The organism is Alteribacter lacisalsi, assembly GCF_003226345.1.
Lineage (GTDB): Bacteria > Bacillota > Bacilli > Bacillales > Salisediminibacteriaceae > Alteribacter > Alteribacter lacisalsi.
Window position 1 is genome coordinate 1 of record NZ_PDOF01000001.1, and the last position, 26,235, is coordinate 26,235.

The 26,235-nt window shown below is 47.5% G+C and carries 23 protein-coding genes, 15 tRNA genes and 1 rRNA gene; 29 read left to right on the forward strand and 10 right to left on the reverse strand.

The window, feature by feature from the left end; translation table 11 throughout:
* The first annotated feature begins 9 nt into the window (after positions 1-9).
* The 16 genes from rrf to CR205_RS00080 all read left to right on the forward strand — a co-directional run bounded on the left by rrf (position 10) and on the right by CR205_RS00080 (position 3,407).
* Positions 10-126: ribosomal RNA gene (gene rrf / locus CR205_RS00005) — 5S ribosomal RNA — on the forward strand.
* A 42-nt stretch (positions 127-168) separates the two neighbouring features.
* Positions 169-244 (forward strand) — tRNA-Ala (locus tag CR205_RS00010).
* A 29-nt stretch (positions 245-273) separates the two neighbouring features.
* Positions 274-350: transfer RNA gene (locus CR205_RS00015), tRNA-Met, on the forward strand.
* Positions 351-357: 7 nt separating this feature from the next.
* Positions 358-450: transfer RNA gene (locus CR205_RS00020), tRNA-Ser, on the forward strand.
* Between the two features lie 5 nt (positions 451-455).
* Positions 456-531, forward strand: a tRNA-Asp gene (locus CR205_RS00025).
* A gap of 17 nt (positions 532-548) precedes the next feature.
* Positions 549-633, forward strand: a tRNA-Tyr gene (locus CR205_RS00030).
* Positions 634-638: 5 nt separating this feature from the next.
* A tRNA-Trp gene (locus CR205_RS00035) sits at positions 639-712 on the forward strand.
* Positions 713-731: 19 nt separating this feature from the next.
* Positions 732-808: transfer RNA gene (locus CR205_RS00040), tRNA-His, on the forward strand.
* A gap of 22 nt (positions 809-830) precedes the next feature.
* A tRNA-Gln gene (locus tag CR205_RS00045) sits at positions 831-905 on the forward strand.
* Between the two features lie 5 nt (positions 906-910).
* Positions 911-985, forward strand: a tRNA-Gly gene (locus tag CR205_RS00050).
* 5 nt (positions 986-990) lie between these two features.
* A tRNA-Arg gene (locus CR205_RS00055) sits at positions 991-1,067 on the forward strand.
* Positions 1,068-1,096: 29 nt separating this feature from the next.
* Positions 1,097-1,170: transfer RNA gene (locus CR205_RS00060), tRNA-Gly, on the forward strand.
* A 32-nt stretch (positions 1,171-1,202) separates the two neighbouring features.
* Positions 1,203-1,279 (forward strand) — tRNA-Ile (locus tag CR205_RS00065).
* 36 nt (positions 1,280-1,315) lie between these two features.
* Positions 1,316-1,390 (forward strand) — tRNA-Glu (locus CR205_RS00070).
* 79 nt (positions 1,391-1,469) lie between these two features.
* A tRNA-Lys gene (locus CR205_RS00075) sits at positions 1,470-1,545 on the forward strand.
* A 413-nt stretch (positions 1,546-1,958) separates the two neighbouring features.
* Positions 1,959-3,407: an NADP-dependent glyceraldehyde-3-phosphate dehydrogenase gene (locus CR205_RS00080; protein ID WP_110515721.1), complete on the forward strand. Its 1,449-nt coding sequence runs from the start codon at positions 1,959-1,961 to the stop codon at positions 3,405-3,407.
* 60 nt (positions 3,408-3,467) lie between these two features.
* Here CR205_RS00080 and CR205_RS00085 read toward each other — a convergent pair whose 3' ends face one another.
* From CR205_RS00085 to CR205_RS00095, 3 genes are all read right to left on the reverse strand, one after another.
* The gene (locus CR205_RS00085) at positions 3,468-4,940 is read right to left on the reverse strand and encodes a phospholipase D-like domain-containing protein (protein ID WP_110515723.1); all 1,473 of its coding nucleotides are present in this window, start codon (positions 4,938-4,940) and stop codon (positions 3,468-3,470) included.
* 111 nt (positions 4,941-5,051) lie between these two features.
* Positions 5,052-5,882, reverse strand: a complete 831-nt coding sequence (locus tag CR205_RS00090) for a DUF6612 family protein (protein WP_110515725.1) — start codon at positions 5,880-5,882, stop codon at positions 5,052-5,054.
* Positions 5,883-6,024: 142 nt separating this feature from the next.
* The gene (locus CR205_RS00095; RefSeq protein ID WP_161524619.1) at positions 6,025-7,317 is read right to left on the reverse strand and encodes a C40 family peptidase; all 1,293 of its coding nucleotides are present in this window, start codon (positions 7,315-7,317) and stop codon (positions 6,025-6,027) included.
* Positions 7,318-7,470: 153 nt separating this feature from the next.
* Here CR205_RS00095 and CR205_RS00100 point away from each other — a divergent pair, with 153 nt between their 5' ends.
* The 5 genes from CR205_RS00100 to CR205_RS00120 all read left to right on the forward strand — a co-directional run bounded on the left by CR205_RS00100 (position 7,471) and on the right by CR205_RS00120 (position 11,432).
* Positions 7,471-7,749 carry a DUF3006 domain-containing protein gene (locus CR205_RS00100; RefSeq protein WP_161524620.1) on the forward strand — a complete coding sequence of 93 codons (279 nt, stop codon included), beginning with the start codon at positions 7,471-7,473 and terminating at the stop codon, positions 7,747-7,749.
* A 188-nt stretch (positions 7,750-7,937) separates the two neighbouring features.
* Positions 7,938-8,768, forward strand: coding sequence for an electron transfer flavoprotein subunit beta/FixA family protein (locus tag CR205_RS00105; RefSeq protein ID WP_110515732.1), 831 nt, complete (start codon positions 7,938-7,940; stop codon positions 8,766-8,768).
* A 72-nt stretch (positions 8,769-8,840) separates the two neighbouring features.
* The gene (locus CR205_RS00110) at positions 8,841-9,863 is read left to right on the forward strand and encodes an electron transfer flavoprotein subunit alpha/FixB family protein (RefSeq protein ID WP_110519572.1); all 1,023 of its coding nucleotides are present in this window, start codon (positions 8,841-8,843) and stop codon (positions 9,861-9,863) included.
* Positions 9,856-11,151 carry an FAD-dependent oxidoreductase gene (locus tag CR205_RS00115; protein WP_110515734.1) on the forward strand — a complete coding sequence of 432 codons (1,296 nt, stop codon included), beginning with the start codon at positions 9,856-9,858 and terminating at the stop codon, positions 11,149-11,151. The genes CR205_RS00110 and CR205_RS00115 overlap by 8 nt, the downstream gene beginning before the upstream one ends.
* Positions 11,133-11,432, forward strand: coding sequence for a ferredoxin family protein (locus tag CR205_RS00120; protein ID WP_110515736.1), 300 nt, complete (start codon positions 11,133-11,135; stop codon positions 11,430-11,432). The genes CR205_RS00115 and CR205_RS00120 overlap by 19 nt, the downstream gene beginning before the upstream one ends.
* Before the next feature lie 479 nt (positions 11,433-11,911).
* Here the strand turns inward: CR205_RS00120 and CR205_RS00125 are convergent, their stop codons facing one another.
* Positions 11,912-12,529: a cysteine hydrolase family protein gene (locus tag CR205_RS00125; protein ID WP_110515738.1), complete on the reverse strand. Its 618-nt coding sequence runs from the start codon at positions 12,527-12,529 to the stop codon at positions 11,912-11,914.
* A 184-nt stretch (positions 12,530-12,713) separates the two neighbouring features.
* Between CR205_RS00125 and CR205_RS00130 the strand changes: the two genes are divergently transcribed.
* Together CR205_RS00130 and CR205_RS00135 are read left to right on the forward strand one after the other, a co-directional pair.
* Complete coding sequence (locus tag CR205_RS00130) at positions 12,714-13,205, forward strand: Lrp/AsnC family transcriptional regulator (RefSeq protein ID WP_110515740.1); 492 nt, start codon at positions 12,714-12,716, stop codon at positions 13,203-13,205.
* Positions 13,202-14,368: an aminotransferase gene (locus CR205_RS00135; RefSeq protein WP_110515742.1), complete on the forward strand. Its 1,167-nt coding sequence runs from the start codon at positions 13,202-13,204 to the stop codon at positions 14,366-14,368. Before CR205_RS00130 ends, CR205_RS00135 begins: the two co-directional genes overlap by 4 nt.
* A gap of 241 nt (positions 14,369-14,609) precedes the next feature.
* Here the strand turns inward: CR205_RS00135 and CR205_RS00145 are convergent, their stop codons facing one another.
* On the reverse strand, positions 14,610-15,956 hold the full coding sequence (locus CR205_RS00145) for a sodium-dependent transporter (protein ID WP_110515746.1): 1,347 nt from the start codon (positions 15,954-15,956) through the stop codon (positions 14,610-14,612).
* A 247-nt stretch (positions 15,957-16,203) separates the two neighbouring features.
* Here CR205_RS00145 and yugI point away from each other — a divergent pair, with 247 nt between their 5' ends.
* Complete coding sequence (yugI, locus tag CR205_RS00150) at positions 16,204-16,623, forward strand: S1 domain-containing post-transcriptional regulator GSP13 (RefSeq protein WP_110515748.1); 420 nt, start codon at positions 16,204-16,206, stop codon at positions 16,621-16,623.
* Between the two features lie 379 nt (positions 16,624-17,002).
* Here the strand turns inward: yugI and CR205_RS00155 are convergent, their stop codons facing one another.
* Positions 17,003-17,230 carry a DUF378 domain-containing protein gene (locus CR205_RS00155; RefSeq protein ID WP_110515751.1) on the reverse strand — a complete coding sequence of 76 codons (228 nt, stop codon included), beginning with the start codon at positions 17,228-17,230 and terminating at the stop codon, positions 17,003-17,005.
* 199 nt (positions 17,231-17,429) lie between these two features.
* Here CR205_RS00155 and CR205_RS00160 point away from each other — a divergent pair, with 199 nt between their 5' ends.
* The 3 genes from CR205_RS00160 (at position 17,430) to CR205_RS00170 (ending at position 20,796) form a co-directional block, all read left to right on the forward strand.
* Complete coding sequence (locus CR205_RS00160; RefSeq protein WP_110515752.1) at positions 17,430-18,596, forward strand: iron-containing alcohol dehydrogenase; 1,167 nt, start codon at positions 17,430-17,432, stop codon at positions 18,594-18,596.
* Between the two features lie 245 nt (positions 18,597-18,841).
* Positions 18,842-20,191, forward strand: a complete 1,350-nt coding sequence (locus CR205_RS00165; RefSeq protein ID WP_110515754.1) for a glucose-6-phosphate isomerase — start codon at positions 18,842-18,844, stop codon at positions 20,189-20,191.
* 179 nt (positions 20,192-20,370) lie between these two features.
* Entirely contained in the window at positions 20,371-20,796 is a 426-nt protein-coding gene (locus tag CR205_RS00170; RefSeq protein ID WP_110515756.1) for a YugN-like family protein, read from the forward strand.
* A gap of 14 nt (positions 20,797-20,810) precedes the next feature.
* Here CR205_RS00170 and CR205_RS00175 read toward each other — a convergent pair whose 3' ends face one another.
* Positions 20,811-21,818 (reverse strand): potassium channel family protein, encoded by a 1,008-nt coding sequence (locus tag CR205_RS00175; protein ID WP_161524621.1) that lies wholly within the window; start codon positions 21,816-21,818, stop codon positions 20,811-20,813.
* A gap of 96 nt (positions 21,819-21,914) precedes the next feature.
* Here CR205_RS00175 and CR205_RS20365 point away from each other — a divergent pair, with 96 nt between their 5' ends.
* Together CR205_RS20365 and CR205_RS00180 are read left to right on the forward strand one after the other, a co-directional pair.
* Entirely contained in the window at positions 21,915-22,073 is a 159-nt protein-coding gene (locus CR205_RS20365) for a hypothetical protein (RefSeq protein WP_201745328.1), read from the forward strand.
* A gap of 86 nt (positions 22,074-22,159) precedes the next feature.
* Positions 22,160-22,235 (forward strand) — tRNA-Ala (locus CR205_RS00180).
* Between the two features lie 349 nt (positions 22,236-22,584).
* Here the strand turns inward: CR205_RS00180 and thrB are convergent.
* Genes thrB through CR205_RS00200 form a run of 3 tightly spaced genes read right to left on the reverse strand, consistent with a single transcriptional unit; the run spans position 22,585 to position 25,860 of the window.
* Positions 22,585-23,505, reverse strand: coding sequence for a homoserine kinase (thrB, locus tag CR205_RS00190; RefSeq protein ID WP_110515762.1), 921 nt, complete (start codon positions 23,503-23,505; stop codon positions 22,585-22,587).
* Entirely contained in the window at positions 23,502-24,563 is a 1,062-nt protein-coding gene (gene thrC, locus CR205_RS00195; RefSeq protein ID WP_110515764.1) for a threonine synthase, read from the reverse strand. The genes thrB and thrC overlap by 4 nt, the downstream gene beginning before the upstream one ends.
* Position 24,564: 1 nt before the next feature.
* Entirely contained in the window at positions 24,565-25,860 is a 1,296-nt protein-coding gene (locus CR205_RS00200) for a homoserine dehydrogenase (protein ID WP_110515766.1), read from the reverse strand.
* Positions 25,861-26,235: the final 375 nt, after the last annotated feature.

The window sequence follows — 26,235 nt, forward strand, 5'->3', positions numbered from 1 at the left end:
TCAAACTTGTCTAGTGACGAAAGCGGAGAGGTCACACCCGTTCCCATGCCGAACACGGAAGTTAAGCTCTCCAGCGCCGATGGTAGTTGGGGGCTCTCCCCCTGTGAGAGTAGGACGTCGCTGGGCAGGTACTAATTTATTACTTAACAAGCTGGTTTGAAACAAAATGGGGCCTTAGCTCAGCTGGGAGAGCGCCTGCTTTGCACGCAGGAGGTCAGCGGTTCGATCCCGCTAGGCTCCACCATTTATTTCACAATAATGGTTTTTAATTTTGGCGGTGTAGCTCAGCTGGCTAGAGCGTACGGTTCATACCCGTGAGGTCGGGGGTTCGATCCCCTCCGCCGCTACCAAATTAATGGAGGAATACCCAAGTCTGGCTGAAGGGATCGGTCTTGAAAACCGACAGGGGCTTCACGGCCCGCGGGGGTTCGAATCCCTCTTCCTCCGCCATTAATGGTCCCGTGGTGTAGTGGTTAACATGCCTGCCTGTCACGCAGGAGATCGCCGGTTCGACCCCGGTCGGGACCGCCATTTAATTTCATATTCGTGGAGGGGTAGCGAAGTGGCTAAACGCGGCGGACTGTAAATCCGCTCCCTCAGGGTTCGGCGGTTCGAATCCGTCCCCCTCCACCATCTATAGGGGTATAGTTTAACGGTAAAACGAAGGTCTCCAAAACCTTTGATGTGGGTTCGATTCCTGCTACCCCTGCCATTTTAATGTTTAAATAATGGCGGCCGTGGCGAAGCTGGTTAACGCACCGGATTGTGGCTCCGGCACGCATGGGTTCGAATCCCATCGGTCGCCCCATTATTATCTCAATAGTAATTTTAGGGCTATAGCCAAGCGGTAAGGCAACGGGTTTTGATCCCGTCATGCGCAGGTTCGATCCCTGCTAGCCCTGCCATTTTCGCGGAAGTAGTTCAGTGGTAGAACACCACCTTGCCAAGGTGGGGGTCGCGAGTTCGAATCTCGTCTTCCGCTCCATACACGCGCCCGTAGCTCAATTGGATAGAGCGTCTGACTACGGATCAGAAGGTTAGGGGTTCGACTCCTCTCGGGCGCGCCATTTTAAACTGAATATAAAAAAATACACGTGCGGGTGTAGTTTAGTGGTAAAACCTCAGCCTTCCAAGCTGATGATGTGGGTTCGATTCCCATCACCCGCTCCATTTTTATGCTTAAATTTCCTTTTCAAGCGTCTGGGCCTGTAGCTCAGCTGGTTAGAGCGCACGCCTGATAAGCGTGAGGTCGGTGGTTCGAGTCCACTCAGGCCCACCATTACTATGAAATTCCAGGCTTTTGAAAGGTATTTCCGGCCCCTTGGTCAAGTGGTTAAGACACCGCCCTTTCACGGCGGTAACACGGGTTCGAATCCCGTAGGGGTCACCATTGTTTTTAAAAATAAATAATCTGCAGTTTTAAGAACAGAATAATTGTACAGGCGGCTGATTCCGCCGGAAGTAAGCAGGAGCCATTAGCTCAGTTGGTAGAGCATCTGACTTTTAATCAGAGGGTCGAAGGTTCGAGTCCTTCATGGCTCACCATTACATAAAACACTAACCGTGATCACATTGATCACGGTTTTTTCTGTACAGGAACACAGATTGCGGGATGTTCCAGAGGCTTCTACTGTTCTATTTTTAAAGCTGCCTTATAGAAGAACTTATAATGAAGCGGAAGACGGCGACTCCTGCGGGAATAGCTTCGGCTGAAGACATTTCTCACCCAAAAAAACAGGTTTTTCTGTAAGCGCTGTAATCCTGTCAAGGGCAAGGGGTTTTAACTGTTTTCTGCCGTTGTGACGGGGTATAAAGCCAAACTAATATAAGCATATGCCTTGAACGAAAAGGTTTTCACATGTTTTAATATGTAACATTGAAGATATAGGAAATATGTATATACAAAAATACAAGACTACTGGAACTATACCAAATTCTAGTCACGGAGTGATTTATTCATGTCAGCAGTTAATCAGAACATCCACACACACCCTTTTCTTATTGATAATGAGTGGAGAGAAAGTGAATCCGGTAAAACTATTGAGATCCTCTCTCCAGATGATAAAAGTGTTGTCGGCAGTGTACAGGCGATGAGCCAGGCAGAAACAGATGAAGCAGCACGTGCCAGCAAGGCCGCACAGGAAGGATGGGCAGCAACTCCTCTTGATGAGCGTGCAGCACTAATGCACCGTTGGGCAGACGAACTGGAAAAGATGAGTGATGAACTGGGAGACATTATTCAGCGGGAAGTGGGTAAAGGCTTCTCTTCTGCTAAAGTGGAAGTGATTCGGACAGCTGAACTCATTCGTTATACAGCCGAACAGGGACTTCGCGTTAAAGGAGAGTTCATGACAGGGGACGGTTTCCCGGGCGGCGGCAAGAATAAAAAAGCCATGATCCAGAAAGTTCCTCATGGAGTTGTACTTGCCATTTCACCGTTTAATTATCCGGTAAACCTTTCTGCTGCAAAAATTGCCCCGGCTCTCGTAACAGGAAACACTGTACTCTTTAAACCAGCTACACAGGGCGCAATCAGTGGAATAAAAATGATTGAAGCATTAATGAAAGCCGGTCTTCCTGAAGGTGTGCTCAACATTGTAACCGGCAGAGGATCCGTTATTGGTGATTTCATTGTAACGCACCCTGAGATTGATATGATTTCCTTTACCGGTGGTACGAAGACCGGTCAGCATATTGCAACACAGGCTTCCATGATCCCGGTAGTGCTCGAACTGGGAGGCAAGGATCCGGCAATTGTGCTGGAGGATGCGGACCTCGAAAAAGCAGCAAGTGAAATTGTATCCGGTGCCTTCAGTTATTCCGGTCAGCGCTGTACAGCCATTAAACGTGTTCTTGTGATGGATGGAGTGGCCGATCAACTCGTGGCAAAACTTAAAGAAAAAGTTGAGGCACTCAAAGTCGGAAAAGCGTCAGAAGGAGCAGGCGTTGTTCCGATGATTGATGACAAATCAGCCGACTACGTTGAATCCCTTATAGAAGATGCGAAGGACAAAGGTGCGGATGTGGTGACAACAGGTGACCGTCAGAAAAATCTGCTCCATCCGACGCTTCTTGATAACGTCACAGAAGAGATGCGGGTAGCGTGGGAGGAACAGTTTGGTCCCGTTCTTCCGGTTATAAGAATCAGCAGCGTGTTTGAAGCAATCGACCTGGAGAAAAGAAACGAGTTTGGACTCCAGGCAAGTATCTTTACCCGGAACATGGAGGATGCCTTTTCGATTGCCGACAAGCTTGAAGTAGGAACCGTTCAGTTGAATGGCAAAACATCCCGTGGTCCTGACCACCTTCCGTTTCTTGGAGTTAAAAATTCCGGACAAGGTGTTCAGGGAATTGGACGGAGCATTGAGTCCATGCTGAGAGATAAAGTTACAGTCATAAACCTGTAAGCACACTTGGAAAAGGGATGTCCCGAATTGGGCATCCCTTTTTTTATGCATGTTCAGGTTTTAATAGGTTGTCAGGTAAAACCACTGCTGCAGGCGGTAAGTGGTCGGCTTCCAGAATCCAAGATCATCTTCATACTCATCAAGATGGAGAGTAAAGATCCCGTCTTCATTCGTCCACAGCCGCTCAAAATAGCTGTTCACCTCTGCTGCAAGATCTGAAGAAAGTGGCGCCTGGATCATGATGCTCGCATCAAGATTGAAGTCATCCATGTTTCTTCTGGTGAAATTAGAAGAACCGCCGATCATCGTAATCTCCTGATCATTTTCAAATACCATGATCTTGGAATGGTACTGATCTTCGTCAATATGATACCAGCGGATTTGTACACGCCCTTCTGATCGTTCCTTCAGTTCACGGGCAGCAGGACGGTTCGGCAGCCCCTGGGTTTCCTGGTTAAAGGAGTAACTGTTCGGGTCGAGAACAACCCGGATTTCCACATCGCGGAAAGAAGCGTCAACAATGGCGTCCATCGTTGAGTCCTCAGCAAGATAGTAAGCTCCGATTGTAATCCTGTCTCCGGAGCCGGCATTTTCAATCTGCTCCATCAGGTGATCTTTTATGCTGCTCTCTGTGAGATGCTTTGCTTTCAGCCCTTCATCTGCTCCATTTATTTCTGCAGCCCGCTCTTCATAAAGAAAGTCTTCGCTCCCGGGAAATGGGAGATCGTCTTCTGAAGAAAAAGAGGCTACTGCCTTTTCAGCTTCCCACACATCCTCAATTACTGAACCAGTGACCCGAAAGCCGATATTGCTGTAATACGCACTTCCATCATGGGGGTTGGCTGATGTGATAAACGCTTCCTTGTCAGAAACCACGACTTTTCGGTGATTCGCCTTCAGGTTCAGCATCTTCAGATAGGAACGTGCCGTGATGGATGGCGCACCCTCACTCAGTGGGTGCGGGAGCCAGCCCCTGTCACCGCGGCCAAACCACTGGAAAAAAGTACGGTATATAGATGAGTAAATCGGTTTACTGTCCCTGAGCGGTGTCAGGTCACTTATGATCGTGTGAACGCCAGCCTCCTCCAGTTCGTCCAGATGTGGAGAGCGATGAGAGCCGTACCCGGTATTAAACTCGTCTGTAATAAAAATCACGTTCATTTCCGGATTTTCGTCTTTTTTCTTAAGAACAGCATCGGTAACTCTTCTGCTCAGTTCCGGCATGTCCTCCTCACGGTCGTGAAAATCATTAAATAAAAACAGATCCAGGAGAAGGTAGTTTTCTGCCCGGTCGATGACTTCAATCACTTCATCAAAAATCTGCTGTTCATAAACCCACTCTCCGTCCTCTGTCTCATATGTAACATCATAGTAGAAGCGGGCATCATCAATGTCATGCAGGCTGCCCTCGTAGCTTACTCCTTCAGGAAGAGGCTTAAACAGACCGTAAACTGCCACTCCTGTTAAAATAATGACAAGCATAAGCAGGGAAAAATAAAGACCGTTCATTTTTTCAAATATGATTTTTTTCATCGATGTAATCTCCTTAAGTGCCAGTACTTTCAATATACCCTTATTCCTCTTGCTGAAAAACCGTCTCTCGTATGATCAAAAAAGCAGCCTCACATGGAGGCTGCCTGCAGACTAGAGTCCGCCCATCATATCTGATTCACTAATTTCCTCTGCGTTTTCAATCACATTTGCAGGAACTTCAAGGTCATCATATTCGTTAAAACCGCCAAAAAGCATATGCGTTGTCTGTTTCATGGCAGTTTCATTCACGCCATCGTCCATCGTCATATCCATAAACACATTGGCTTCGGTGGTATAAAACGTATCCCGGTCAATAAATATTTCATATTCATAAGAATGGATTTCCATGGAGTCCAGGGCATCGCCCATCAATTGTCCCATATCACCGTCCATAAAGCCCATAAGTTGTTCTTTCATTGCTTCGTTGTCTACTCCGTCACCTTTAATAGTAACGATGTAGCGGTCTTCCTCTTCGTCTGTCTCAACATCCACTTCTTCAAGGTTTTCGCGGAAGATGTCGAACTGATCTTCAGGACTCGTCTGAATGTCGGCCATTGCCATCATTTCATCTGTAAATTCATCAGGAAGTTTCAGCCACTCACCGCTCATGGGATCTTCCATAAAGAATCCATGTTCTTCTGAGAAGTAGCTGTCGTAAGAGAACGGCATTCCCATCATGTCCATGGATGCATGCTGATAAAGAACGAGCGGATCCATAAGCACCTGTGCTTCAGATGTCATGTTGATATCCATTGTATCATCATCCATGCTCATTTCCTGAAGCATTTCCATATCCATCGAATAGCTTGAAAGCTCCTCCATTGCTTCTTCCGACTGAGTGAGAATTTCCTCAACCGTAAGTCCGTCATCGCTTTCAGCTCCACACGCTGCTGTGAAGAGCACAGCACCTGTTACACAGCTTGCTAATACTGCTTTTTTCATTATGATCATACCTCCGTAGTCATACTCAATCTTTTTGGGTCTCTATTCCAGTTACGAAAGAAGTTGAAGATGGTTTCACAAAAAGTGATTTTAGCAGAAAAAAACGGAAATTCCAAGAAGGAATTTCCGTTTTCTGTGCGATTCAGTTATACCGCCGAATGTCAGCAAGACGGTTCTTATTCCAGAAGGAGCTGTACTGAAGGTCTACAGCAGAGACACCTTCATCCATCCTGACTGCAATGGCAGCCTCATTACCAATGTAGAGGGCTGGAATCAGGGTACCGGAGTCGGTTCTGAAGAAGAGCACATCGCCTGTCTTGGCGCTTTCAAGGCTGACAGATATCCCTTTTTCCGCCTGATTTTTTGCAGAGCGGGGAAGAGAAATGCCGCTTTTTTTGAATACATAGTGAATGAAGCCGCTGCGGCTGAACCCTTTCTTCGGAGATCGTCCGCCTTTTTTATAGTCGGTACCGATCAGTGGAAGGGCTTCGCGAACCTGGGGAATATCTGTGTCTGCTGCCAGGCTGTCAAAACGTCTGATCCCGGTAAAATGATCCATCCAGCTGCGGCCAAGATAGGAGATGATTGTTTCTCCCTCTTCACCACTTGCATGTATGAAAAAACGGTCACCTAAATAGATACCAGTATGGGAAATCCCTTTCTGCCAGGTTCCGGAGAAGTAAATGACGTCTCCGGCCTCTGCCTCCTCCAGAGAAACGGGCTCCCCCCGCTCATACTGCTGATACGTCATCCGGGGAAGGTAGATGTTCATTTCCGCAAAAGCGTGCTGTACGAGAAACGAACAGTCAAAAGCAGATAATTTTGATCCAGTCAGCCGATAAGGACGGTGAAGAAGCGAAAGAGCCTCCCTGACAGCCTGGTGGTCTATATCTGAGTAGAACGAAGGATTCAGACGTTCGGACTCCTGGTCTGTAAGTCTCCGTCCTTCGAGAAACCGCTCACGCCAGTACTTGTCTTTGCGGAGATTTCTGAGGCTTACCCCTTCATTTGTGACCGTTATAAATTCCTGGTCATGAAGGTATACGCCGCTGATCAGTCCGCGGTCTCCATTGAAAAACAGCAAATCACCTTCCTGAAACTCGGAAACAGGTTTTCCAAGCTCTCTTTGAAGAGAAGGTTTTCGTGATAGAAGTATGCCTGAATGCTCTTTATACAGGTACTGGACCAGACCTCCTGATGAAAAGCCTTCCGACGGTGTGCGTCCCCGTCCAGAGACTGCAGGTGTGCCAATCAGTTTATCCGCAATTGCAGAAAAGGTTGTATGTTCGGACGGAATCGGCCAGAAAGCGGTAATTTCACTCTCTGTCTCAGGGTCCTCTGACAGCATGAACTCCGGTTTAGACCCTGTGGAAAAAAGGAGAGAGAAAATCAGCACCGGTATTATTAACAAGTCCATTATTACAGAACGTTTCACAGCACTCATCTCTTTCGGATTAATCTTATTCACAGTTTTCCTGTCCACAGCCTTTCTCATACAGACGAAGGTTTACGCATGGGAGGTGTGTGCATAAAAAAAGTTGTGTATGATGGTAATACAGTTAGTCAGATAGAAAGGAGCAGTGAGTATATGGGGAAAAAACATGCGGTACTTGACAGGATTGAAGACGGGCAGTGGGCCGTGCTCCTGGTCGGCACAGAGGAGAAGGAAGTGATCCTTCCCGTTTCGAAAATGCCGGGAGGAGCAGGAGAAGGGGACTGGTTTACCGTAACACTTGTGGGTGATACAGTATCCAGCGTGACCCGGGATGAACAGGCGTCAGCGCAGGCCCGGGAAGAAATCAGTTCCAAAATGGAAACACTGAAAAAACGGAAAGGAAGCCGGTTTAAAACAAAACGGGAAGAATAGTATACTGGACAATTCTCTATCTTCTCTCTCTCTAAAACACCTGAAATTCAGGTGTTTTTTTACTTTTGGGCTCATATACATGGAAGTGACACGTTTAAGAGATGTTGTCCACACTGTGGATGCAGCCACACTGTGGACAGTCTGAAGGACGAACAAAATAGCGATCTGTCCGAAAGGTGGATGCCCGGATGCATATTCTTGTATGTATTAAACAGGTGCCTGATACAAAAATCATCAAAGTTAATCCAAAAACAAATACCCTTGACCGCTCCAGTGCACCTGCAATATTAAATCCCTATGATGCTCATGCGGTGGAAGAGGCGGTAAGGCTTCGAGAGGTGCACGGAGGAAAAGTCACAGTTCTTTCAATGGGGCCGCCTCAGGCCCGAAAGGCAATTCGAAAATGTGTGGAAATCGGAGCGGACGAAGGCATTCTGATTTCAGACCGGCGGTTCGCAGGTGCCGACACACTGGCAACGAGCTATGCTCTTTATAAAGCTGTGGAGAAAATTCAGAAGACTGACGGCGTTGACCTGATTCTCTGTGGAAAACATGCGATCGACGGCGACACAGGCCAGACCGGACCAGGGGTGGCCAGGCGTCTGGGAATACCGCCGCTAACTTGCGTCATCCAGGTGGATCAGGTAGATGTGGAAAACCGGACTGTTCGTGTGCATAGAAAAGTGGAAGAAGGCTATGAAGTCATTTCATCCACACTGCCGTCGCTGCTGACTGTGGAAAAGGAAATAAATCATGTGAGCTGGGCGCCGCTTCCTAACATGCTCAGGGCAGCGAGATACGAACCGTCAGTCTGGACTGTTGATGATCTTGAGGATGTGGATATTAAACAACTCGGCTTGAAGGGCTCTCCTACAATTGTAGGTAAAATGTGGCCTCCCGAAAAAAGCAAAGGGGCACAGATGATTGAGGGCGACGCAGAAACACAGGTAACAGAGGTACTTAAAATCTTTATGAAAGAACGGGACCTGTTTAAATCTGCAGGACAGAAACAAAATTAAACCTGGACTTTTTGAAGGGCGGAGGTAACGGTGAGGGTAAATATTGACGACTACCGCGGCGTATGGGTGTTTATGGAACAGAAGGAAGGACAACTGCTTGATGTCGGGCTAGAGCTTCTCGCAGCAGGACAGGATCTTGCACGTAAGCTTGAAGTAGACGTATGCGGAGTACTGCTTGGGGATGGTGTGGAACGGCTTACCTCACAGGTTTTTGAAGCGGGAGCCGATAAAGTATATCTGATTGATGATCCGGTACTGAAAAATTACAGGACCGAAACGTATATGAAGGCAGTTGGTGATCTGGTCAGAAAGTATAAGCCCGAGATCTTTTTATACGGAGCAACGTCGAACGGAAAGGATCTTGCAAGTGCAGTAGCGACCGATGTCCTCTGCGGGCTGACGGCTGATACGACCCTGATGGATGTGGATATTGACAAAAGACTGTTTGAGGCAAGCCGGCCGGCGTTTGGCGGCAATATTATGGCCACGATTCTCTGTAAAAAGCACCGTCCCCAGATGGCGACCGTACGCCCGAAGGTTATCAGGCGACTGTTGGCAGAACCGGGTAGAACCGGAGAAGTTATCGAAGAAAAAGTCAGCATGCGTGAAGAAGACCTGAAAACAAAGGTCATTGAAATCGTTAAAAACACGAAAAAAGCAGTAAACCTTGAAGAAGCGGAAATCATCGTAGCGGCAGGAAAAGGGATTAAAGATGCTAAAGGGTTTGCAATGGCAGCTGAACTGGCAGAAGCCATGAACGCAACACTCGGCGCCAGCAGGGACGTGGTGGAAGCCGGGCTGTGCGGGCATGAAAGGCAGGTCGGACAGACAGGGGCCACTGTTACTCCAAAAGTGTATGTTGCTATAGGGATTTCAGGCGCAATACAGCATCTGGTCGGGATGCAGAATGCTGAACTGATTGTGGCCATTAACAGTGACAAGGATGCGCCTATTTTTCAAGCAGCCCATTACGGTATCTGTGCAGATGCCTTTACTGTTGTACCAATGCTTACAAAAGCGTTCAGGGAGGCTTTAAACACTACCGAATCCGTGGCGGAACAGGAAGAGACGGAAGGGGTGACGCACAGTGGGTGAAAAATTTGATGTGATTGTTGTCGGAGCAGGCCCTGCGGGTACGAGCTGTGCGTACACTGCAGCCAAATCAGGTCTTAAGGTTCTGCTGATTGAGAGAGGGGAATATCCCGGATCGAAAAACGTGATGGGCGGGATTCTGTACAGAAAACAGATGGAGGAAATCATTCCCGAATTCTGGAAGGAAGCGCCTCTCGAGCGGCCGGTTGTTGAACAGCGTTTCTGGTTTCTGGACCGTGAATCCATGGTAACGTCAAGCTACAAAGGGCTCGAATGGGGACGGGAGCCTTACAACAACTTTACGGTGCTTCGTGCAAAGTTTGACCAGTGGTTTGCCTCCAAGGCGGTGGAGCAGGGCGCACTTCTCATAAATGAGACCGTTGTAACCGAATGTATCGTGGAGGATGGAAGGGTAACAGGAGTCAGGACGGACAGACCGGACGGAGACGTTTACGCAGATGTCGTCGTTCTGGCAGACGGAGTCAATTCCCTGCTCGGCAAAAGCCTCGGCTTTCACAAGGAATGGAAGCCCGATGAAGTGGCGCTTACCGTTATGGAAGTCGTTAATCTCCCGAAAAAGGTCATTAACGAACGATTTAACGTGGAAGATAACCAGGGTGTTTCCATCGAAATTTTCGGTGATTCCACGCAGGGGCTCCTCGGGACTGCGTTTTTATATACAAACAAGGACTCTCTGAACATCGGGGTCGGTACAACCTTATCAGGCATGATAAAAAAGAAACTCAAGCCGTATCATCTGCTTGAGCATGTGAAAACACACCCGATGATCAAGCCGTTTCTCGAAGGGGGAGAAACCGCGGAGTACCTAGCTCACCTGATTCCCGAAGGAGGGTATAAATCAGTACCGCGTCTGGTCGGGGACGGTGTGATGATCGTAGGGGATGCAGCCCAGTTCGTTAATGCCATTCACCGGGAAGGCTCGAATATGGCTATGAGCTCCGGGAAAATGGCTGCTGAAACCATTGTCCGGGCAAAGGAGATCGGGGACTTTACCGAGCGGACACTGGATCATTACCGTAAGGAGCTTTACAGCAGCTTTGTGGGGAAAGATCTCAAGAAGTATAAGGATGTTACCCACACATTTGAGCAGCACCCGCAATACATGGCCGATTATATACCGATGGTTAACCAGGCTGCGAATAAATTCTTCACTGTGGACGGCAGCCCGAAAAAACAGAAGCAGCGTGAGATTATAAAAGGATTCACGAAGGATAAAGGGAAGATCGCCGTTGCCAAAGACTTATTCCGCGCATGGAAGGTGATGAAATAATGGCAAAAACGATCGAGGAGAAGCAGTATCTTGTGAGGTTCAGATGTGACACAAAATCTCATTTAGAGGTGAAGGACGAAAATGTCTGCCTCACATCCTGCCCGGATAAAGACTGTACCATCTTCTGTCCGGCAGATGTATACAAGTGGGAAGGGGACCGGATGCACGTCGGTTATGAAGGGTGTCACGAGTGCGGCAGCTGCCGGATCGGATGCCCATATGACAACATTAAATGGGAATATCCAAAAGGCGGTCACGGCATCGTCTTCAGACTCGCATAGGTGCTGCCCCGGATGGCACGAACGTTTGCCATCCGGGGCAGCACCTTACGCATTTTGCGGAGCCGCTCCACGCAATTGGCAGTCTGACCGGCGATTTACCGGTCAGACCGGAGCGAGCGGAGCAAATGCTGCACGCATGTCCATGGCGTAAACGTTTGCCATCCGGGGCAGCACCTTACGCATTTTGCGGAGCCGCTCCACGCAATTGGCAGTCTGACCGGCGATTTACCGGTCAGACCGGAGCGAGCGGAGCAAATGCTGCACGCATGTCCATGGCGTAAACGTTTGCCATCCGGGGCAGCACCTTACGCATTTTGCGGAGCCGCTCCACGCAATTGGCAGTCTGACCGGCGATTTACCGGTCAGACCGGAGCGAGCGGAGCAAATGCCGTACGCATGTCCATGGCGTAAACGTTTGCCATCCGGGGCAGCACCTTACTGTCCTTAGCCTCTTTTTGCCGTCATCCTGCGTCCGTCCTTCACTTCCTGCTCTTATTCCGCCAGTGATATTTAATCTCTTCAAGATCCATTTCTTCAGATGGTGTAATGTCTGCTTTTAAAACGTGCTGTATCAGATTGAGAAATTCACGGTTATCTTCTTCAGTGTTGGAAGCAGAGCAGTCTGAAGGCACATACAGCTTATAGCCTCGCATATAGGCATCATTGGCTGTAAAATGGACGCACATGTTTCCTGCAAAACCAGTTATGATGAGGGACTTTACATTCAGGTATTCAAGAAGCAGATCGAGAGGAGTATTAAAAAATGCCGAGTACTGAGGTTTCAAAACGAAGTAATCATCGTCTTCAGGCTGAAGGATCTCAGTAATCTCTTTTCCTCTGACATCATTTTCAAGGCAGTGATTAACAAGTGACTGAAAATCAGACTGCCATTTTCCATAATTATCATTAATATATAATACCGGAATATTGAGTTCCTTGGCCTTTTTTTTCAGAGCGGCAATCTGATCAGCCGCAGGACGGGCGTACGGGTAAATTTTTTCTCCATCCTCAAATTCAAAGTCATTGATCACATCTACAAGAAGAAGGGCAACGTGTTCATATTCCGTAACATGAGGATTTGGATTTGTTTTGGTCATATATTGATTTCTCCTTTGCAGTTATGCTGTAATTGGGTAAGGTGCTGAAGAATCACCAGGCAGTCAGATTTATATAAAGACGACCGAATGGTATATCGTTTTTTTCAGCAGATAAAGAATGAACGAACTTTAATTTTCCCCAAACCGGACGTACTGAAACATGACAGCAAAGGAGACAGATAAAATGGAAAAAGAAAAGGAACTTTTGAGACTTCTTGAGAAGAATGGGAGAATGCCTGCAGAAAAAATCGGCCGGCTGCTTGAAATGGACAGGCAGGCCGTAGAAGAGATGCTGGCTGACCTGGAAAAAAGAAACGTGATACTCGGCTATTCAGCTGTTGTCGACTGGACGAAGGCCGATGTGCCGGAAGGGGTAACGGCTATGATTGATGTGAAAGTACAGCCGAAACGGGGCACCGGTTTTGATGAAACGGCAGAGCGGATTTACAGATTTAAAGAAGTCAAAGCGCTGTATCTCATGTCCGGAACCTATGATTTAAGCGTTGTAATTGAAGGTGCAACGATGACAGAGGTGGGCCAGTTCGTATCGGAAAAGCTGTCCACACTCGATTCTGTTCTTTCCACAACAACGCACTTTCAGCTCAAAAGATATAAGCATGACGGTGTTGTATTTGGAGATAAAGAGGATGATCACCGGATGGTGGTCTCTCCATGACCGATCATACACAGTATTTATCTGATGCGGTCACCCGGATCAGGCCGTCCGGGATCCGCAAGTTTTTCGATCTTGCCTCGTCAATGGACAATATTATCTCACTCGGGGTTGGGGAGCCGGACTATACAACCCCGTGGAACATCCGTGAAGCGAGTATTTCCTCACTTGAGCGGGGGTTTACTTCCTACACAGCTAACGCGGGGCTGCCGGAGCTGCGCGAGGAGATTGCCCGTTATTTAACGGAGCAGTTTCAAACTTCCTATTCCCCGGAAGATGAGGTCATTGTCACTTCAGGTGCAAGTGAAGCGATTGATCTGGCCATGCGCGCAACGGTAAATCCCGGTGATGAGGTACTTGTAGTGGAGCCGAGCTTTGTTTCCTACGCACCGCTTGTATCTCTGATCGGGGGTGTACCTGTTCCGGTGCCGACCTCAATTGAAAATGGTTTCAAGGTGACGCCTGAAGCGATTCAGGATCGAATTTCCGACAGGACAAAAGCGATACTTCTCTGTTTCCCGAACAACCCTACCGGCACGGTAATGACGAGTGACGAACTGGAGAGTGTAGCCGCAATCGTGAAGCAGCACGACCTCCTCGTTTTTTCTGATGAAATCTATGCAGAAATGACCTACGACGCTCCCCATGTGAGTGTACCGGCTCTTCAGGGAATGCGGGACCGCACAGTTCTTATCAGCGGATTCTCCAAAGCGTTTGCTATGACAGGGTGGCGCCTCGGTTACGTCGCTGCACCGGAACCGCTCGCTTCCGGCATGCTTAAAATTCATCAGTATGCCATGATGTGTGCTTCTACAATGGCTCAGTATGGGGCTATTGAAGCGCTTCAAAACGGAAGAGAGGAAATGCTGGAGATGGTTGAAAGCTATCGTCAAAGGCGAAACTTCTTTGTTGGCGCTTTGAAGGATATCGGCCTTGACTGTCACACTCCGGGCGGCGCTTTTTACGCCTTTCCGAGTATCCGGTCTACAGGACTAACGTCTGAGCAGTTTGCTGAAAAGCTCCTTTTTGCCCAACGGGTGGCTGTTGTGCCCGGAAATGTTTTCGGAGAAGGCGGGGAAGGACACGTTCGTTGTTCGTACGCCGCTTCACTAAGCCAATTGGAGCAGGCGGTTGACCGCATGGACCGGTTTATCCGGAGTTTATGACACATTTTCTTTTGACAGAGAATGTTATTATTGTACGATTGTATAAAAGAAAATCCGAACAAAAAGCTGTCTAGCGGTTGAATTATGCGCCGAATCCTGCGGGAGGAAGTAAAGATACTTTTGTCCCAGCATCTTGCTGCGGATCTCAGAAAAAGACCGGTGCGCTCCTGGGAGCACGCCGGTCTTTTAAGGGGGAATACAAAGATTGTATACAAAATTATTGTTTCCGTACCTGCAGATTTTATACGTCAGATACAAGCATATTAATAAAGGCAAGAACAATGGCCACTGGCGTCACGTATTTCACCAGCACGAACCAGATATTAAAAATAGTCCGTCTCATTGTTGATCCACGCTGCATCTCTTCGTACAACTCATCTTTTTTGATCTTCAGCGGTGCGAATACAGCAATCAGCAATGCACCGAGGGGTAGCATCACATTACTGACAAGAAAATCGAGCCCGTCAAAAACAGTATTACCGAAAATCAGCACATTTTCCATGGCGCCGTAGGAAAGGGCCGATGGAATACCCATAACGAAAATGAGCAGGCCGCAGATCCAGGCAGCTTTTTTCCGTTTGGCCGGATCGTTTTTCGTTACAGATGCCACAACCATTTCCAGCAGTGAAAACGCTGATGTGAGTGTGGCAAACAGAAGAAGAGCCATAAAGGCAATGAAGAACAGCCCGCCTAAAGGAAGTTCACTGAACACTGTCGGGAGCACGATAAAGAGAAGCGGCGGTCCTTCAGCCGGCTCCAGCCCGAACGAAAACACGGCCGGGAAAATAGCCAGTCCGGCAAGAATGGAAATAAAGATCGTAAGCCCTGTGATGGAGACAGCCGATTTCGGAAGGCTTTCCGTTGATTTCAGATAGGAACTGTACGTAACCATAATGGACACACCCAGACTGAGACTGAAAAAGGCCTGTCCCAGTGCATATAGGATTACTTCACCTGTTACAGACGAGAAGTCCGGCATAAGGAAGAAAGACACACCTTCCATGGCACCAGGCAAAGTAACCGAACGGATGACAATGATCAGAAACAGGACAAAGAGTGCCGGCATCATAATTTTGCTGAACCGCTCAATCCCTTTTTGAACACCGCCCTGGACTACGAGAATGGTCATGATCATAAACACAAGATGGGCACCGACAGCAAGGAGCGGGCTGCTGATTGTCTCTCCGAAAAGAGCTTCGAACTCAGGTGCCCCACGGCCTGCAAGTCCTTCTGTGAGTGATCGGTACAGATAAATGACGATCCATCCTCCGACCACACTGTAAAAGGATAAGAGAAGGAAGGACGTGGCCACACCGAGCCGGCCGATCCAGTACCATGGTGTACCGGGTGCAAGCATCCGGTAAGCGGTAATGGCCTCATGCTGGGTTTTCCGTCCGATTGTAAATTCCGTCAGCAGCAGAGGAAGACCGAGGAAAATCGTAAATATTAGAAAGATAAGGAAAAAGGCGCCTCCCCCACTGGTTCCAGCGACATAAGGGAGCTTCCAGATCGCGCCCAGCCCGATAGCCGAACCGGCAGCGGCGAGAATGAAGCCGAGTTTGGACGTCCATTGATCTGATTTAGGCATGATGGTGAACCTCCGTTTCAATAGTTTTTTGAATTATATAATGAAGAAAAATACACTTTTCCTCTGTAGCATTTTTACACTATAAAGTGTTACAATGACCTCTGTCAATGAGATTAGAGGGATTTGTCGAAAAAAGTCAGGTGAAGCACATACACATGATTTAAAACTGGAAAAATTCCCTTTTTGTCACGGCCGGAAAGCTGTGATATAATTAACCAGTTAATAAATAGCTATAGGAGTTGTTCTCATGTCAGGTAAATATGAAGTAGGAAGCATCGTCGAAGGAAAAGTAACTGGGATTAAACCTTTTGGTGCGTTCGTCGCTCTTGATGAAAAGAAACAGGGACTTGTTCACATTTCCCACATCGCTCACGGATTTGTAAAAGATATTAACGAGCACCTTTCCGTAGGGGATGAAGTAAAAGTAAAAATTCTATCCGTTGACGAAGAATCCGGAAAGATTTCTCTTTCCATTCGTGAAACTCAGCCTAAGCCGGAGCGTCCTGCACGTCAGGAACGTCCAGCACGCCAGGGCGGAGGCGGTGGCGGCAAGCGTCACACAAACGAAAAGCCACAAGGTTTCAACACACTTGAAGAGAAGCTTAAAGGCTGGCTAAAACAGTCAAACGAAATTCAGGCTGACCTGAACAAGCGCGCAAAGAAATAAGGATTTCCCAGAATCCTGCTTTCCAAGACGAGAAAGAGGCACTCATTCGTGAGAGCCTCTTCTTTTTTTGGCTAACGGAAAATTCATTAAGCCTGCGTTTTGCTATGTTAAAGCTTGATTGTTGATTAACACTCCTGCGGGAACAGCGCCTGCTGAAGACCCGGCAGGGACGTTTTTTCCTGAGGAGGCTGAAGCGGTGCCTCGGGAAGGGAGCGCGTAGAGCTGAGATCAAAAACAAACTTTAACAAAGACTATATAAAAAAGCTTTCCGGCACGGGGGATGTGCGGAAAGCCTTTTTTAAAACCCTTCTCACCTGTGCAACCCGCTTCCAGAGTAAAATTGTACCTTTGGGGATCTGGAACGAATGGGTTCTGGTGTTTAACGCTGAGGTTCTGGACTGCGTTCCAGTTCTTCGTCCGGCTTAAACAGAATGGAGATGCAATACAGTCCTGCAAGTCCAACAAGTGCATAGATGAACCGGGAAAATCCGGCTGCCTGCCCGCCGAAAATTGCTGCTACAAGGTCAAAACGGAAAAATCCGATCAAACCCCAGTTAATTGCTCCGATAATTGCCAGCACAAGGGCTGTGCGTTGAATACCGCTCATTCGTTCCTCACCTCCTTAAAATGTACTCCAGAATAAGAAGCGTGACTGCTCCTTGTCTTATCTTGAATAAATGAAGGGTTTTTTATGCACAGCAGGATGAAGGATTACTCACTGCACATTTCTTTACATATCTACTGAGAGTGGTAAATAATAAGGGAGCAGTGGATATACCTTAGTTTTCTAAAGGAGTGAAGCATAGATGGATAACTTTATTTACCAGAATCCTGTAAGGCTTATTTTTGGACAGGGACAGGTCAACGAGCAGCTGACCAGTCAGCTGGAGACATATGGCAGGAATGTTCTCCTTGTTTACGGAGGAGGAAGCATTAAAAGAAATGGTCTGTACGACCAGGTTACAGACCTTTTGGAAAAAGACGGATTTAACATTTACGAACTTGCCGGCGTGGAGCCGAATCCACGACTTTCCACAGTCCATAAGGGTGTGGATATCTGTAAGACAGAAGACATTGATGTCATTCTTGCTGTCGGAGGCGGAAGTGTAATTGACTGTACCAAAGCCATTGCGGCGGGCGCAAAGTATCACGGAGATGCCTGGGACCTTGTAACAAAAAAAGCCGTTCCGGAAGATGCGCTGCCGTTCGGTACCATTCTCACTCTGGCTGCAACCGGTTCTGAAATGAACGCCGGTTCTGTCATTACAAACTGGGAAACTCATGAGAAATATGGATGGGGAAGTCCGCATGTTTTTCCAAAGTTCTCCATACTGGACCCGGCCAATACCCTGAGTGTCCCCGAGGACCACACTGTGTATGGGATTGTGGATATGATGAGTCACGTGTTAGAGCAGTACTTTCATCCACAGACCAATACGCCTCTGCAGGAAAACATGTGTGAAGCTGTGCTGAAAACCGTGATTGAAGCTGGCCCTGAGCTTGTGAAAAACCTTGATGACGTTAAACTGCGTGAAACCATTCTCTATTCGGGGACAATTGCACTTAACGGAACGCTTCAGATGGGTGTGCGAGGGGACTGGGCTTCCCATAACATTGAGCACGCTGTATCGGCTGTTTATGATATTCCCCACGCAGGCGGCCTTGCCATTCTGTTCCCGCAGTGGATGAGACATCATCTTGACAAGGGAGAGGATAAACTCGTCAGGCTTGCTGTAAACGTCTGGGGAATCGATCCCGAGAATAAATCAGGGAGCCAAATCGCAGAAGAAGGAATCCAGCGTCTTGAGCAGTTCTGGACGAGTCTAGGTGCACCGAACAGCCTTGCTGACTATGATATCGATGCCAGCCGCATTGATGAAATGGCAGATAAAGCGATGGCCAATGGTCCGTTCGGGAACTTCAACGCCCTTGAAAAAGAAGACGTGGAAATGATTCTGAAAGCTTCCTTATAATACCGGAGATTAGAAATGGCCCTCACGCGGTGAGGGCCATTTTCTGTGTGTTGAGTTTTGTTTACAGCTCACTTTCTGCCTGAAAATCTTATTGCTTAATAGCAGAATGGCACGTAAAAATGCACGGTTTAAAACTGGATGCGCTTACAATCTTTCATTAGCTTGATTATTTGATCCGGTTTTAATAAAGTGAAACGTGGAAGAGTAGTAATAGCATTTTACACTCAATACTGGAGGTAGAAATAATGTCGAACGTTCTTTCATTTGATTACAAAAAAGCGGAACCGTTTGTTGCCGCTCACGAAGTTGAGTATATGACAGATGCAGTGAAAGCTGCCCATGAGGCCCTGCATAACAAAACAGGCGCAGGCAGCGAGTTTCTCGGATGGCTTGACCTTCCTGTGAACTATGATAAAGAGGAATTTGAACGAATCCAGCAGTCAGCTGAAAAAATTAAGAAGGATACCGATGTTCTTCTTGTAGTAGGGATCGGTGGATCCTATCTGGGCGCCCGGGCTGCGATTGAAGCCCTTAACCATTCCTTCTACAACGTACTTGAAAAAGAGCAGCGCAATTCGCCGCAGGTGCTCTTTGTCGGGAACAACATCAGCTCAACCTACGTACGGGACCTTCTTGATCTTCTTGAAGGAAAAGACGTGTCCATCAATGTTATTTCAAAATCAGGCACGACAACCGAGCCGGCAATCGCATTCAGAATTCTCCGCGACTACATTGAGAAAAAATATGGGGTGGAAGAAGCCCGAAAGCGAATTTACGCTACTACTGACAAATCAAAAGGTGCGCTTAAAGAGCTTGCGAACGAAGAAGGCTATGAGTCCTTCGTTATTCCTGATGACGTAGGCGGTCGTTTTTCAGTTCTGACTGCAGTAGGCCTGCTTCCGATTGCCGCAAGCGGACTTGATATTCAGGCGATGATGCAGGGAGCTGCAGACGCCCGTGAGGCTTACAGCAGTGCAGATCTTTCTGAAAATGCCGCTTACCAGTACGCAGCAGTGAGAAATTCCCTTTATAATAAAGGGAAGACGATTGAACTGATGGTGAACTACGAGCCGGCACTGCACTTTGTGAGCGAGTGGTGGAAGCAGCTTTACGGTGAGAGTGAAGGAAAAGACGGAAAAGGTATTTTCCCGGCTGCTGCAGACTTCTCCACTGATCTTCATTCCCTTGGCCAGTATGTCCAGGACGGCCGCCGGGACTTGTTTGAGACGGTCCTTAACGTGGAAAGTGTCCGTGAGGAAATCAAGATTCAGGAAGCCGATTCCGACCTTGATAATCTGAACTACCTTGCTGGAGAGACAATGGACTTTGTTAACAAAAAAGCGTTCCAGGGAACACTTCTTGCTCATACAGACGGCAACGTTCCGAACCTCATTATCAATGTTCCGGAGCTGAATGAGTATCACTTCGGCTACCTCGTTTACTTCTTTGAAAAAGCCTGCGCAATCAGCGGCTACATTCTGGGAGTAAACCCGTTCGATCAGCCTGGTGTCGAAGCGTATAAAAAGAATATGTTTGCTCTTCTCGGCAAACCGGGATTTGAGAAGGAAAAAGAAGAACTCGAAAAGCGTTTGTAATCTTACGAGGGTTAAAGAAAAAGGGAAATGGTGTCGATAAAACCTATTTTCCCGGGAAATATCACGAAGGGATCAGAGCCGGGGACAGGTAAGTTTAATCCCGTGCTTTGGTCTCTTTTGTATGTGAAGATGGAGAACGGGCATGCTAAAGGCAACGAAAAGGTGTGGAGGTGAGGGCGGTGATTGAAATTGAATCTCCCCTTGAAGGGCACATAATGGGCATGGACGATCTAGAAGATAAAATAAAACCCCTCGGCTACGTTGTAGGAGGAGGCTGGGAGTATGATCACGGGTACTTCGATTATATGATGAACAGCGATGGGAGCTATCTTTGCGTAAGACTTCCGTTTACAGCCTATGACGGAGAACTGGACCGAAAGGATGCAGAAGTGCAGCTCGGCCGTCCGTTTCTTCTGGCACACAAGTATCAAAGAGGGCTCGATGATAATGTTCATGATCCGAACCCGCTCACGAATCAATTCTCCGAACCGGTTGATAAAGATGCCGAGTTTCCAAAAGAATGGATTCAGACTGGAAAAGAATATGTTAATGAGCTTGAGCAGGTCATCCTGCACAACGTTCAGATGTTCCCTCGAGACCGGTAAATGAATCCGGTCTCTTATTTTTTCTTAAACAATACGACAAGGTGATCGCCTTCTTTCAGCTTATACTGATCAGGAGGCAGAAGCTCGGCTGTGTCATCACGCCAGATCCCGAGAAGATGTTCCCCATCAAACTGCCAGTCCTCAATGAGTTGACCATATGTCAGACCGATGCATTCCTCAGGAAGGTTTTTCAGCTGCATAATATTTTTAGTATCCTTCTCAAGCAGCGTCAGCATCAGACTGCTTACTCCGTGAGATTCCGGTCCATTGTTCATAAGTGAACTCAGCATGAGAGAACTCAGTACCAATTCGTCTGCTCCGGCCCGGCGGGCATTTTTTATCTGGGCTTCCGTCACAATTTCCGCGATCGTATAAATCTCAGGATGATTCCCTTTAATAGCAAGAATTGAAAGGACGGTTTTTGAATCAGCCGTACCCTCTTCTTCGTGAAGATCGGCAGTAATAATGGCTGTGCCGGCTTCTCTGGCATTTGCTTTTTCCAGCACATGATCGTGACTGGCAGAACCTTTAACAAAGTGCACCCAGCCGAGTGACTCCGGCTTGGTTTCAAGGCTTTCGTCAATAAGTACGACCTTTTGATCTCTGCTCTGCTGACGGATCATTTCCATGAGCAGGCGGGAACGCTCATTCCAGCCGACTACAATGATATGTCCGGATTTATGGAAGGAGGCCCGGCCGTTTTCTATACTGTTCCTAGCACTCACTGCTGATGATGCTACATTAGCCAGATAAAAAGAAAAGGTTCCAACCCCGGTCAGAATCAGGAGGAAACCGAGCAGGCGTCCGTAAACAGACTCCGGGACAAAATCGCCGTAACCAACTGTGGAAACAGTCACGATCGCCCACCATACCCCGTCAAACAAATCGGGAAAGGTGTCGGGTTCGATAAAATGAATAACAGTACCAAAGAAAAGGATAATGCCAAATAATAAAGTTATCAGTTTAACAAGCGTCTGCAGATGACTAGATACGGACTCGATAAACACATTCAGCCTGAACATTTCTCCACCTCCCGTCACACTCTTTCCATTATTGACGAAATCAGATGAAAAACATTCATAGTTTTGATAATATAGGGGGAGCGAGGGGGAACCGACATGGCACAGGCAATTATTTTTGCGATTACAATGTTTATCGGATGGCTGATTTTTGATGCGATCAAGCATAAGAAAATCATTAAGGAAAACGTACTGGCAGGCGCCTTTGCAGGTGTAATTGCCGGGATCGTATGGTATATTCTTTTTGTCATTTTCTAGGTTAATTAAACCGAATTGTCCGACTTTTTAAAAAGGCTTGATTCGAACTGACGGATCGGATATAATTCAATATGTCGACACGATATGGGGCATTAGCTCAGCTGGGAGAGCGCTTCGCTGGCAGCGAAGAGGTCAGCGGTTCGAGCCCGCTATGCTCCACCATACATATGAACAACGACGCGGTTTCTGGTTTTAACCAGGAGTTGCGTCGTTTTTTTATGGCTCTTTTCGTAAATATTGTTGCCCTTGAATATAGTAATTCTGGAGCGATAGGTCGCGACTCCAGCGGGAAAAGCAACAGCCGCCAGCGCTTACTTCGTGAGTATGCTGCGAGGTGCTTCGAGGCAGAAGGCTACGAAGCTTTTCTGGCAGAGGAAGACGCAGAAGTTCTTCTCCGAGGAGGCTGAGGCGTTGCCCGCGGAAAGCGCCGACCTGTAGCGTGCATCCGCTTCATACAAAAAGACACCAAAAAAAAGCTGTCCCAAAATCTCCTTTTGGGGCAGCTTTTTATTTATATTATTGCTTTGATGGAACTCTTTTTTACCTGTGTTCCTTCCCAGTCAGGCTTGAGGTGCTGGACGTCACAATGCATGAGTGAAGATGCCAGCTTTCTTCTTACATAGCTTCCGGAGCCCTCAGGAACATAAACCATTACAATCGGTCCCGCTCCGCTCAGGGCTACTCCGTACACGTTCATTGAAGCAGTGAGGGTGACAACCTTCTCCAGCTCCGGAACGATAGCAGAACGGTATGGCTGGTGGAAGAGGTCCTGCTGCATCATTTTACCGGCAACATCCCAGCGGTTCTGCATAAGAGCAGCCACAAGTACGTTACTTACACTGCTTGCTTTTACCGCATCTCCAAACGGGAGTTTCTCAGGGAGTCTGCTTCTTGAAGAAGAGGTCTTAAGCTCATAGTCCGGTACAACAGCAACGATTTCCACCTGGGGGGATATACCGGAAATCACATCTGTCTGTTTGTCATTGTGAGTTCCGATTACCAGACCTCCGTAAAAAGAAGCGGCCACATTATCCGGGTGTCCCTCATAACAGCTTGCGATTCTCACTTTATCCTTTACCGATAGATTCAGGGAAAGTATTGCATTCGCAAGTTCGATCCCGGCGACAATGGCAGCAGCGCTGCTGCCAAGCCCACGTGCCATTGGGATGTCACTTGTAAGCTCAACCCGGCATGGAGGGAGTTTGCGGCTCACACCTTCTGCTATATGGGAAGCCACTTTGCAGATCAGATTATCCTCTCCTTCGGGAAGTCCCTCCAAATAGGGAGAACGGGCATAAAAGGACCACTTCTCTCCATATGAAGCCGAGAGGGTGAGATAACGATTCACAGCCATCCCTACGCTGTCGAAGCCGGGACCGAGGTTGGCTGTACTGCCGGGAACAGTGATCGTGATCATCTGGTCCCGGCTCATTGCTTCACACGCTCCTGGATCAGATCAAAGATGGCTTCTTCATTATTAGGGAGGACTTCTGCTTTAAAGGATGAGCTTTCAATCGCACAATTCGGGTCTTTTAATCCGTTCCCCGTCAATACGGCAACAACCCTGGCTCCTTTTTCAAGCTTTCCTGATTCAACCTGCTTTCTAACTCCTGCAAGAGATGCGGCGGATGCAGGCTCGCAAAAGACACCTTCTTCCCTTGCCAGCTGCTTATATGCTGAAAGAATTTCACGATCTGTTACCTCGTCAATGGCTCCTCCTGATTCCTGAGCAGTATTTACTGCATGCTCCCAGCTTGCCGGGTTTCCGATCCGGATGGCGGTTGCAATGGTTTCCGGGTTTTCGATGGCCATGCCCCGGACAATGGCAGCAGCGCCTTCCGCTTCAAAGCCGTGCATGCGGGGGAGTCCTGACTGATGAGTCTGGTGATACTCTTTAAAGCCCTTCCAGTAGGCTGTAATATTCCCGGCATTGCCGACAGGAATTGCCAGAACATCAGGTGCTGACCCGAGCTGGTCGCACACTTCAAAAGCAGCTGTCTTCTGACCCACAATGCGGTGAGGATTTACAGAGTTAACAAGAGAAATCGGAGCTTTCCTGCTTATGCTCTGCACCATTTTCAGGGCTTCATCGAAATTACCTTCTATCGTATAAATTTCAGCCCCGTACATGACAGCCTGAGCGAGTTTACCCATAGCTACTTTTCCGTCGGGGATCAAAATAATACACCGCATTTTCGCACGGGCAGCATATGCTGCGGCTGCAGCGGACGTATTGCCGGTGGAAGCACAGATAACAGCCTCGTAGCCTTCTTCCTTTGCTTTAGCGACTGCCATGACCATCCCCCGGTCTTTAAATGACCCTGTTGGATTCGCACCTTCATATTTGGCATAAAGCTCCACTCCCCAAAGCTTAGACAGATGGGGAAGTGGAACGAGTGGCGTGTTGCCCTCGTTTAAAGACAACGCTGGTGTGTTTTCATTTACAGGCAGGAAATCGCGATAATGGTGAAGCAAACCTTTCCAGTACATATTATTTTCCTCCTTCAACCCTGTAACTGCTCTTTACGTGATCGACCACATCAAGTTCAGCCAATGCTTTTATGACGCCATCATAGTTCTGCTTGGACACCTGGTGTGTTGTCACAATGATCTCTGCAACTTCCTGACCTACCACAGGGCGCTGCAGAATTTTTTCAAGACTCACATCATTTTCTGAAAAAACGGAAGTAAGTGCAGCAAAAGTACCTGCCTGATCTTTTGCATGAATGCGCAGGAAGTATTTCGAGAAGATTTCGTCATCGCTCTTCAGCTGTTTTTCAAATTGCGGTTCAGAAACTTTATTTCCGTTTACGCCGAGCCGCATGTTTTTCATCACTTCCACCAGGTCGGAAACAACAGCGGTGGCAGTTGGAAGTTTTCCGGCCCCCGGGCCGAAGAACATGGTTTCACCAACCGCTTCTCCATAAACATAGACAGCGTTGAATTCATCGTTCACCGATGCAAGGGGGTGCTCATGAGGAAACAATGTCGGCTGTACGCTGACTTCTACTTTATTTCCTGTTCGTTCTGCGATTCCGATTAGTTTCATTGTAAGTCCGAGTTCATGACTGTAATCAAGATCTTCTGTGGTCACATTGGAAATTCCTGCAACATTCACGTCCTCCAGCTCAATTGGCATGGAAAAACCAAGCGTGCCAAGGATAGCTGTTTTTCTCGCTGCATCAATACCCTCAACATCAGCTGTCGGATCACTTTCGGCATAGCCGAGATCCTGAGCCTCTTTCAGGACTTCATGATAGTCTCTTCCTTCTTTCGTCATCTTCGTTAAAATATAGTTTGTTGTCCCGTTAAGAATGCCCATCATTTTTGTGATTTTGTCTGATGCGAGTCCGTCTACTAAACTGCGGATAATAGGAATTCCTCCAGCAACGCTGGCTTCATAGAACAGATCGCATTTATTCCTGGAAGCAGCCTGAAGCAGTTCACTTCCGTAGACAGCCACGAGATCTTTATTAGCTGTTACAACATGTTTTTTATTTTCAAGAGCCTGAAGAATGTATCTGCGTGATTCTTCAATCCCGCCCATAACCTCCAGAACGACATGGACATCAGGGTCATTTAGAATCTCATCAGGGTCTGTTGTGAGGCGTGAACCGTTTAAATGGACATCTCTTTGTTTATGAAGGTCGTTTACGAGGATCTTGCTAATCGTCACAGAACAACCCACCTGATGCTTTAATTTATCCTGATGCTGATCAATAATGTGTACGACACCGCTTCCTACAGTACCTAATCCTAGCAGTCCGATATTGATTGAGTTGTTCATGATTTTAGCCCTCCCAATGATTGTGATGTGTACTCTGTGCGAGGACACTTGTTTTTGTATAGGGGACATTATAGAGGGGAATCAGACCTTTTACAACCCTGTTTCTTCTGCTTTTTGTTGATCTTCAACGAAAAAAACCATGTGTTTGCGCTTACATCCCTGCGGCAGCGGGATAGTGATGAAAAGTGAAATTTCCTTAAAATCTGATAAGGAACAGCAGAATGGTTCAGTTAATCATAACCCCCATCTCAGGTAAGACTACAGAATTGATTGTAAAGATGAGTTGTATTGATTCCGTAAACGTACATTGGGGAATCAGGAGGTTTTGGCTCAAGGTGCCAGTGGGTATTTATTATGGGTACAGGAAAAAGCAGT

Coding starts and splice junctions, on each gene's coding strand:
- CR205_RS00080 (WP_110515721.1), top strand. CDS start 1,959: ATGTCAGCAGTTAATCAGAACATCCACACACACCCTTTTCTTATTGAT.
- CR205_RS00085 (WP_110515723.1), bottom strand. CDS start 4,940: ATGAAAAAAATCATATTTGAAAAAATGAACGGTCTTTATTTTTCCCTG.
- CR205_RS00090 (WP_110515725.1), bottom strand. CDS start 5,882: ATGAAAAAAGCAGTATTAGCAAGCTGTGTAACAGGTGCTGTGCTCTTC.
- CR205_RS00100 (WP_161524620.1), top strand. CDS start 7,471: ATGGGGAAAAAACATGCGGTACTTGACAGGATTGAAGACGGGCAGTGG.
- CR205_RS00105 (WP_110515732.1), top strand. CDS start 7,938: ATGCATATTCTTGTATGTATTAAACAGGTGCCTGATACAAAAATCATC.
- CR205_RS00110 (WP_110519572.1), top strand. CDS start 8,841: ATGGAACAGAAGGAAGGACAACTGCTTGATGTCGGGCTAGAGCTTCTC.
- CR205_RS00120 (WP_110515736.1), top strand. CDS start 11,133: ATGGAAGGTGATGAAATAATGGCAAAAACGATCGAGGAGAAGCAGTAT.
- CR205_RS00125 (WP_110515738.1), bottom strand. CDS start 12,529: ATGACCAAAACAAATCCAAATCCTCATGTTACGGAATATGAACACGTT.
- CR205_RS00130 (WP_110515740.1), top strand. CDS start 12,714: ATGGAAAAAGAAAAGGAACTTTTGAGACTTCTTGAGAAGAATGGGAGA.
- CR205_RS00135 (WP_110515742.1), top strand. CDS start 13,202: ATGACCGATCATACACAGTATTTATCTGATGCGGTCACCCGGATCAGG.
- CR205_RS00145 (WP_110515746.1), bottom strand. CDS start 15,956: ATGCCTAAATCAGATCAATGGACGTCCAAACTCGGCTTCATTCTCGCC.
- yugI (WP_110515748.1), top strand. CDS start 16,204: ATGTCAGGTAAATATGAAGTAGGAAGCATCGTCGAAGGAAAAGTAACT.
- CR205_RS00155 (WP_110515751.1), bottom strand. CDS start 17,230: ATGAGCGGTATTCAACGCACAGCCCTTGTGCTGGCAATTATCGGAGCA.
- CR205_RS00160 (WP_110515752.1), top strand. CDS start 17,430: ATGGATAACTTTATTTACCAGAATCCTGTAAGGCTTATTTTTGGACAG.
- CR205_RS00165 (WP_110515754.1), top strand. CDS start 18,842: ATGTCGAACGTTCTTTCATTTGATTACAAAAAAGCGGAACCGTTTGTT.
- CR205_RS00175 (WP_161524621.1), bottom strand. CDS start 21,818: ATGTTCAGGCTGAATGTGTTTATCGAGTCCGTATCTAGTCATCTGCAG.
- CR205_RS20365 (WP_201745328.1), top strand. CDS start 21,915: ATGGCACAGGCAATTATTTTTGCGATTACAATGTTTATCGGATGGCTG.
- thrB (WP_110515762.1), bottom strand. CDS start 23,505: ATGAGCCGGGACCAGATGATCACGATCACTGTTCCCGGCAGTACAGCC.
- thrC (WP_110515764.1), bottom strand. CDS start 24,563: ATGTACTGGAAAGGTTTGCTTCACCATTATCGCGATTTCCTGCCTGTA.
- CR205_RS00200 (WP_110515766.1), bottom strand. CDS start 25,860: ATGAACAACTCAATCAATATCGGACTGCTAGGATTAGGTACTGTAGGA.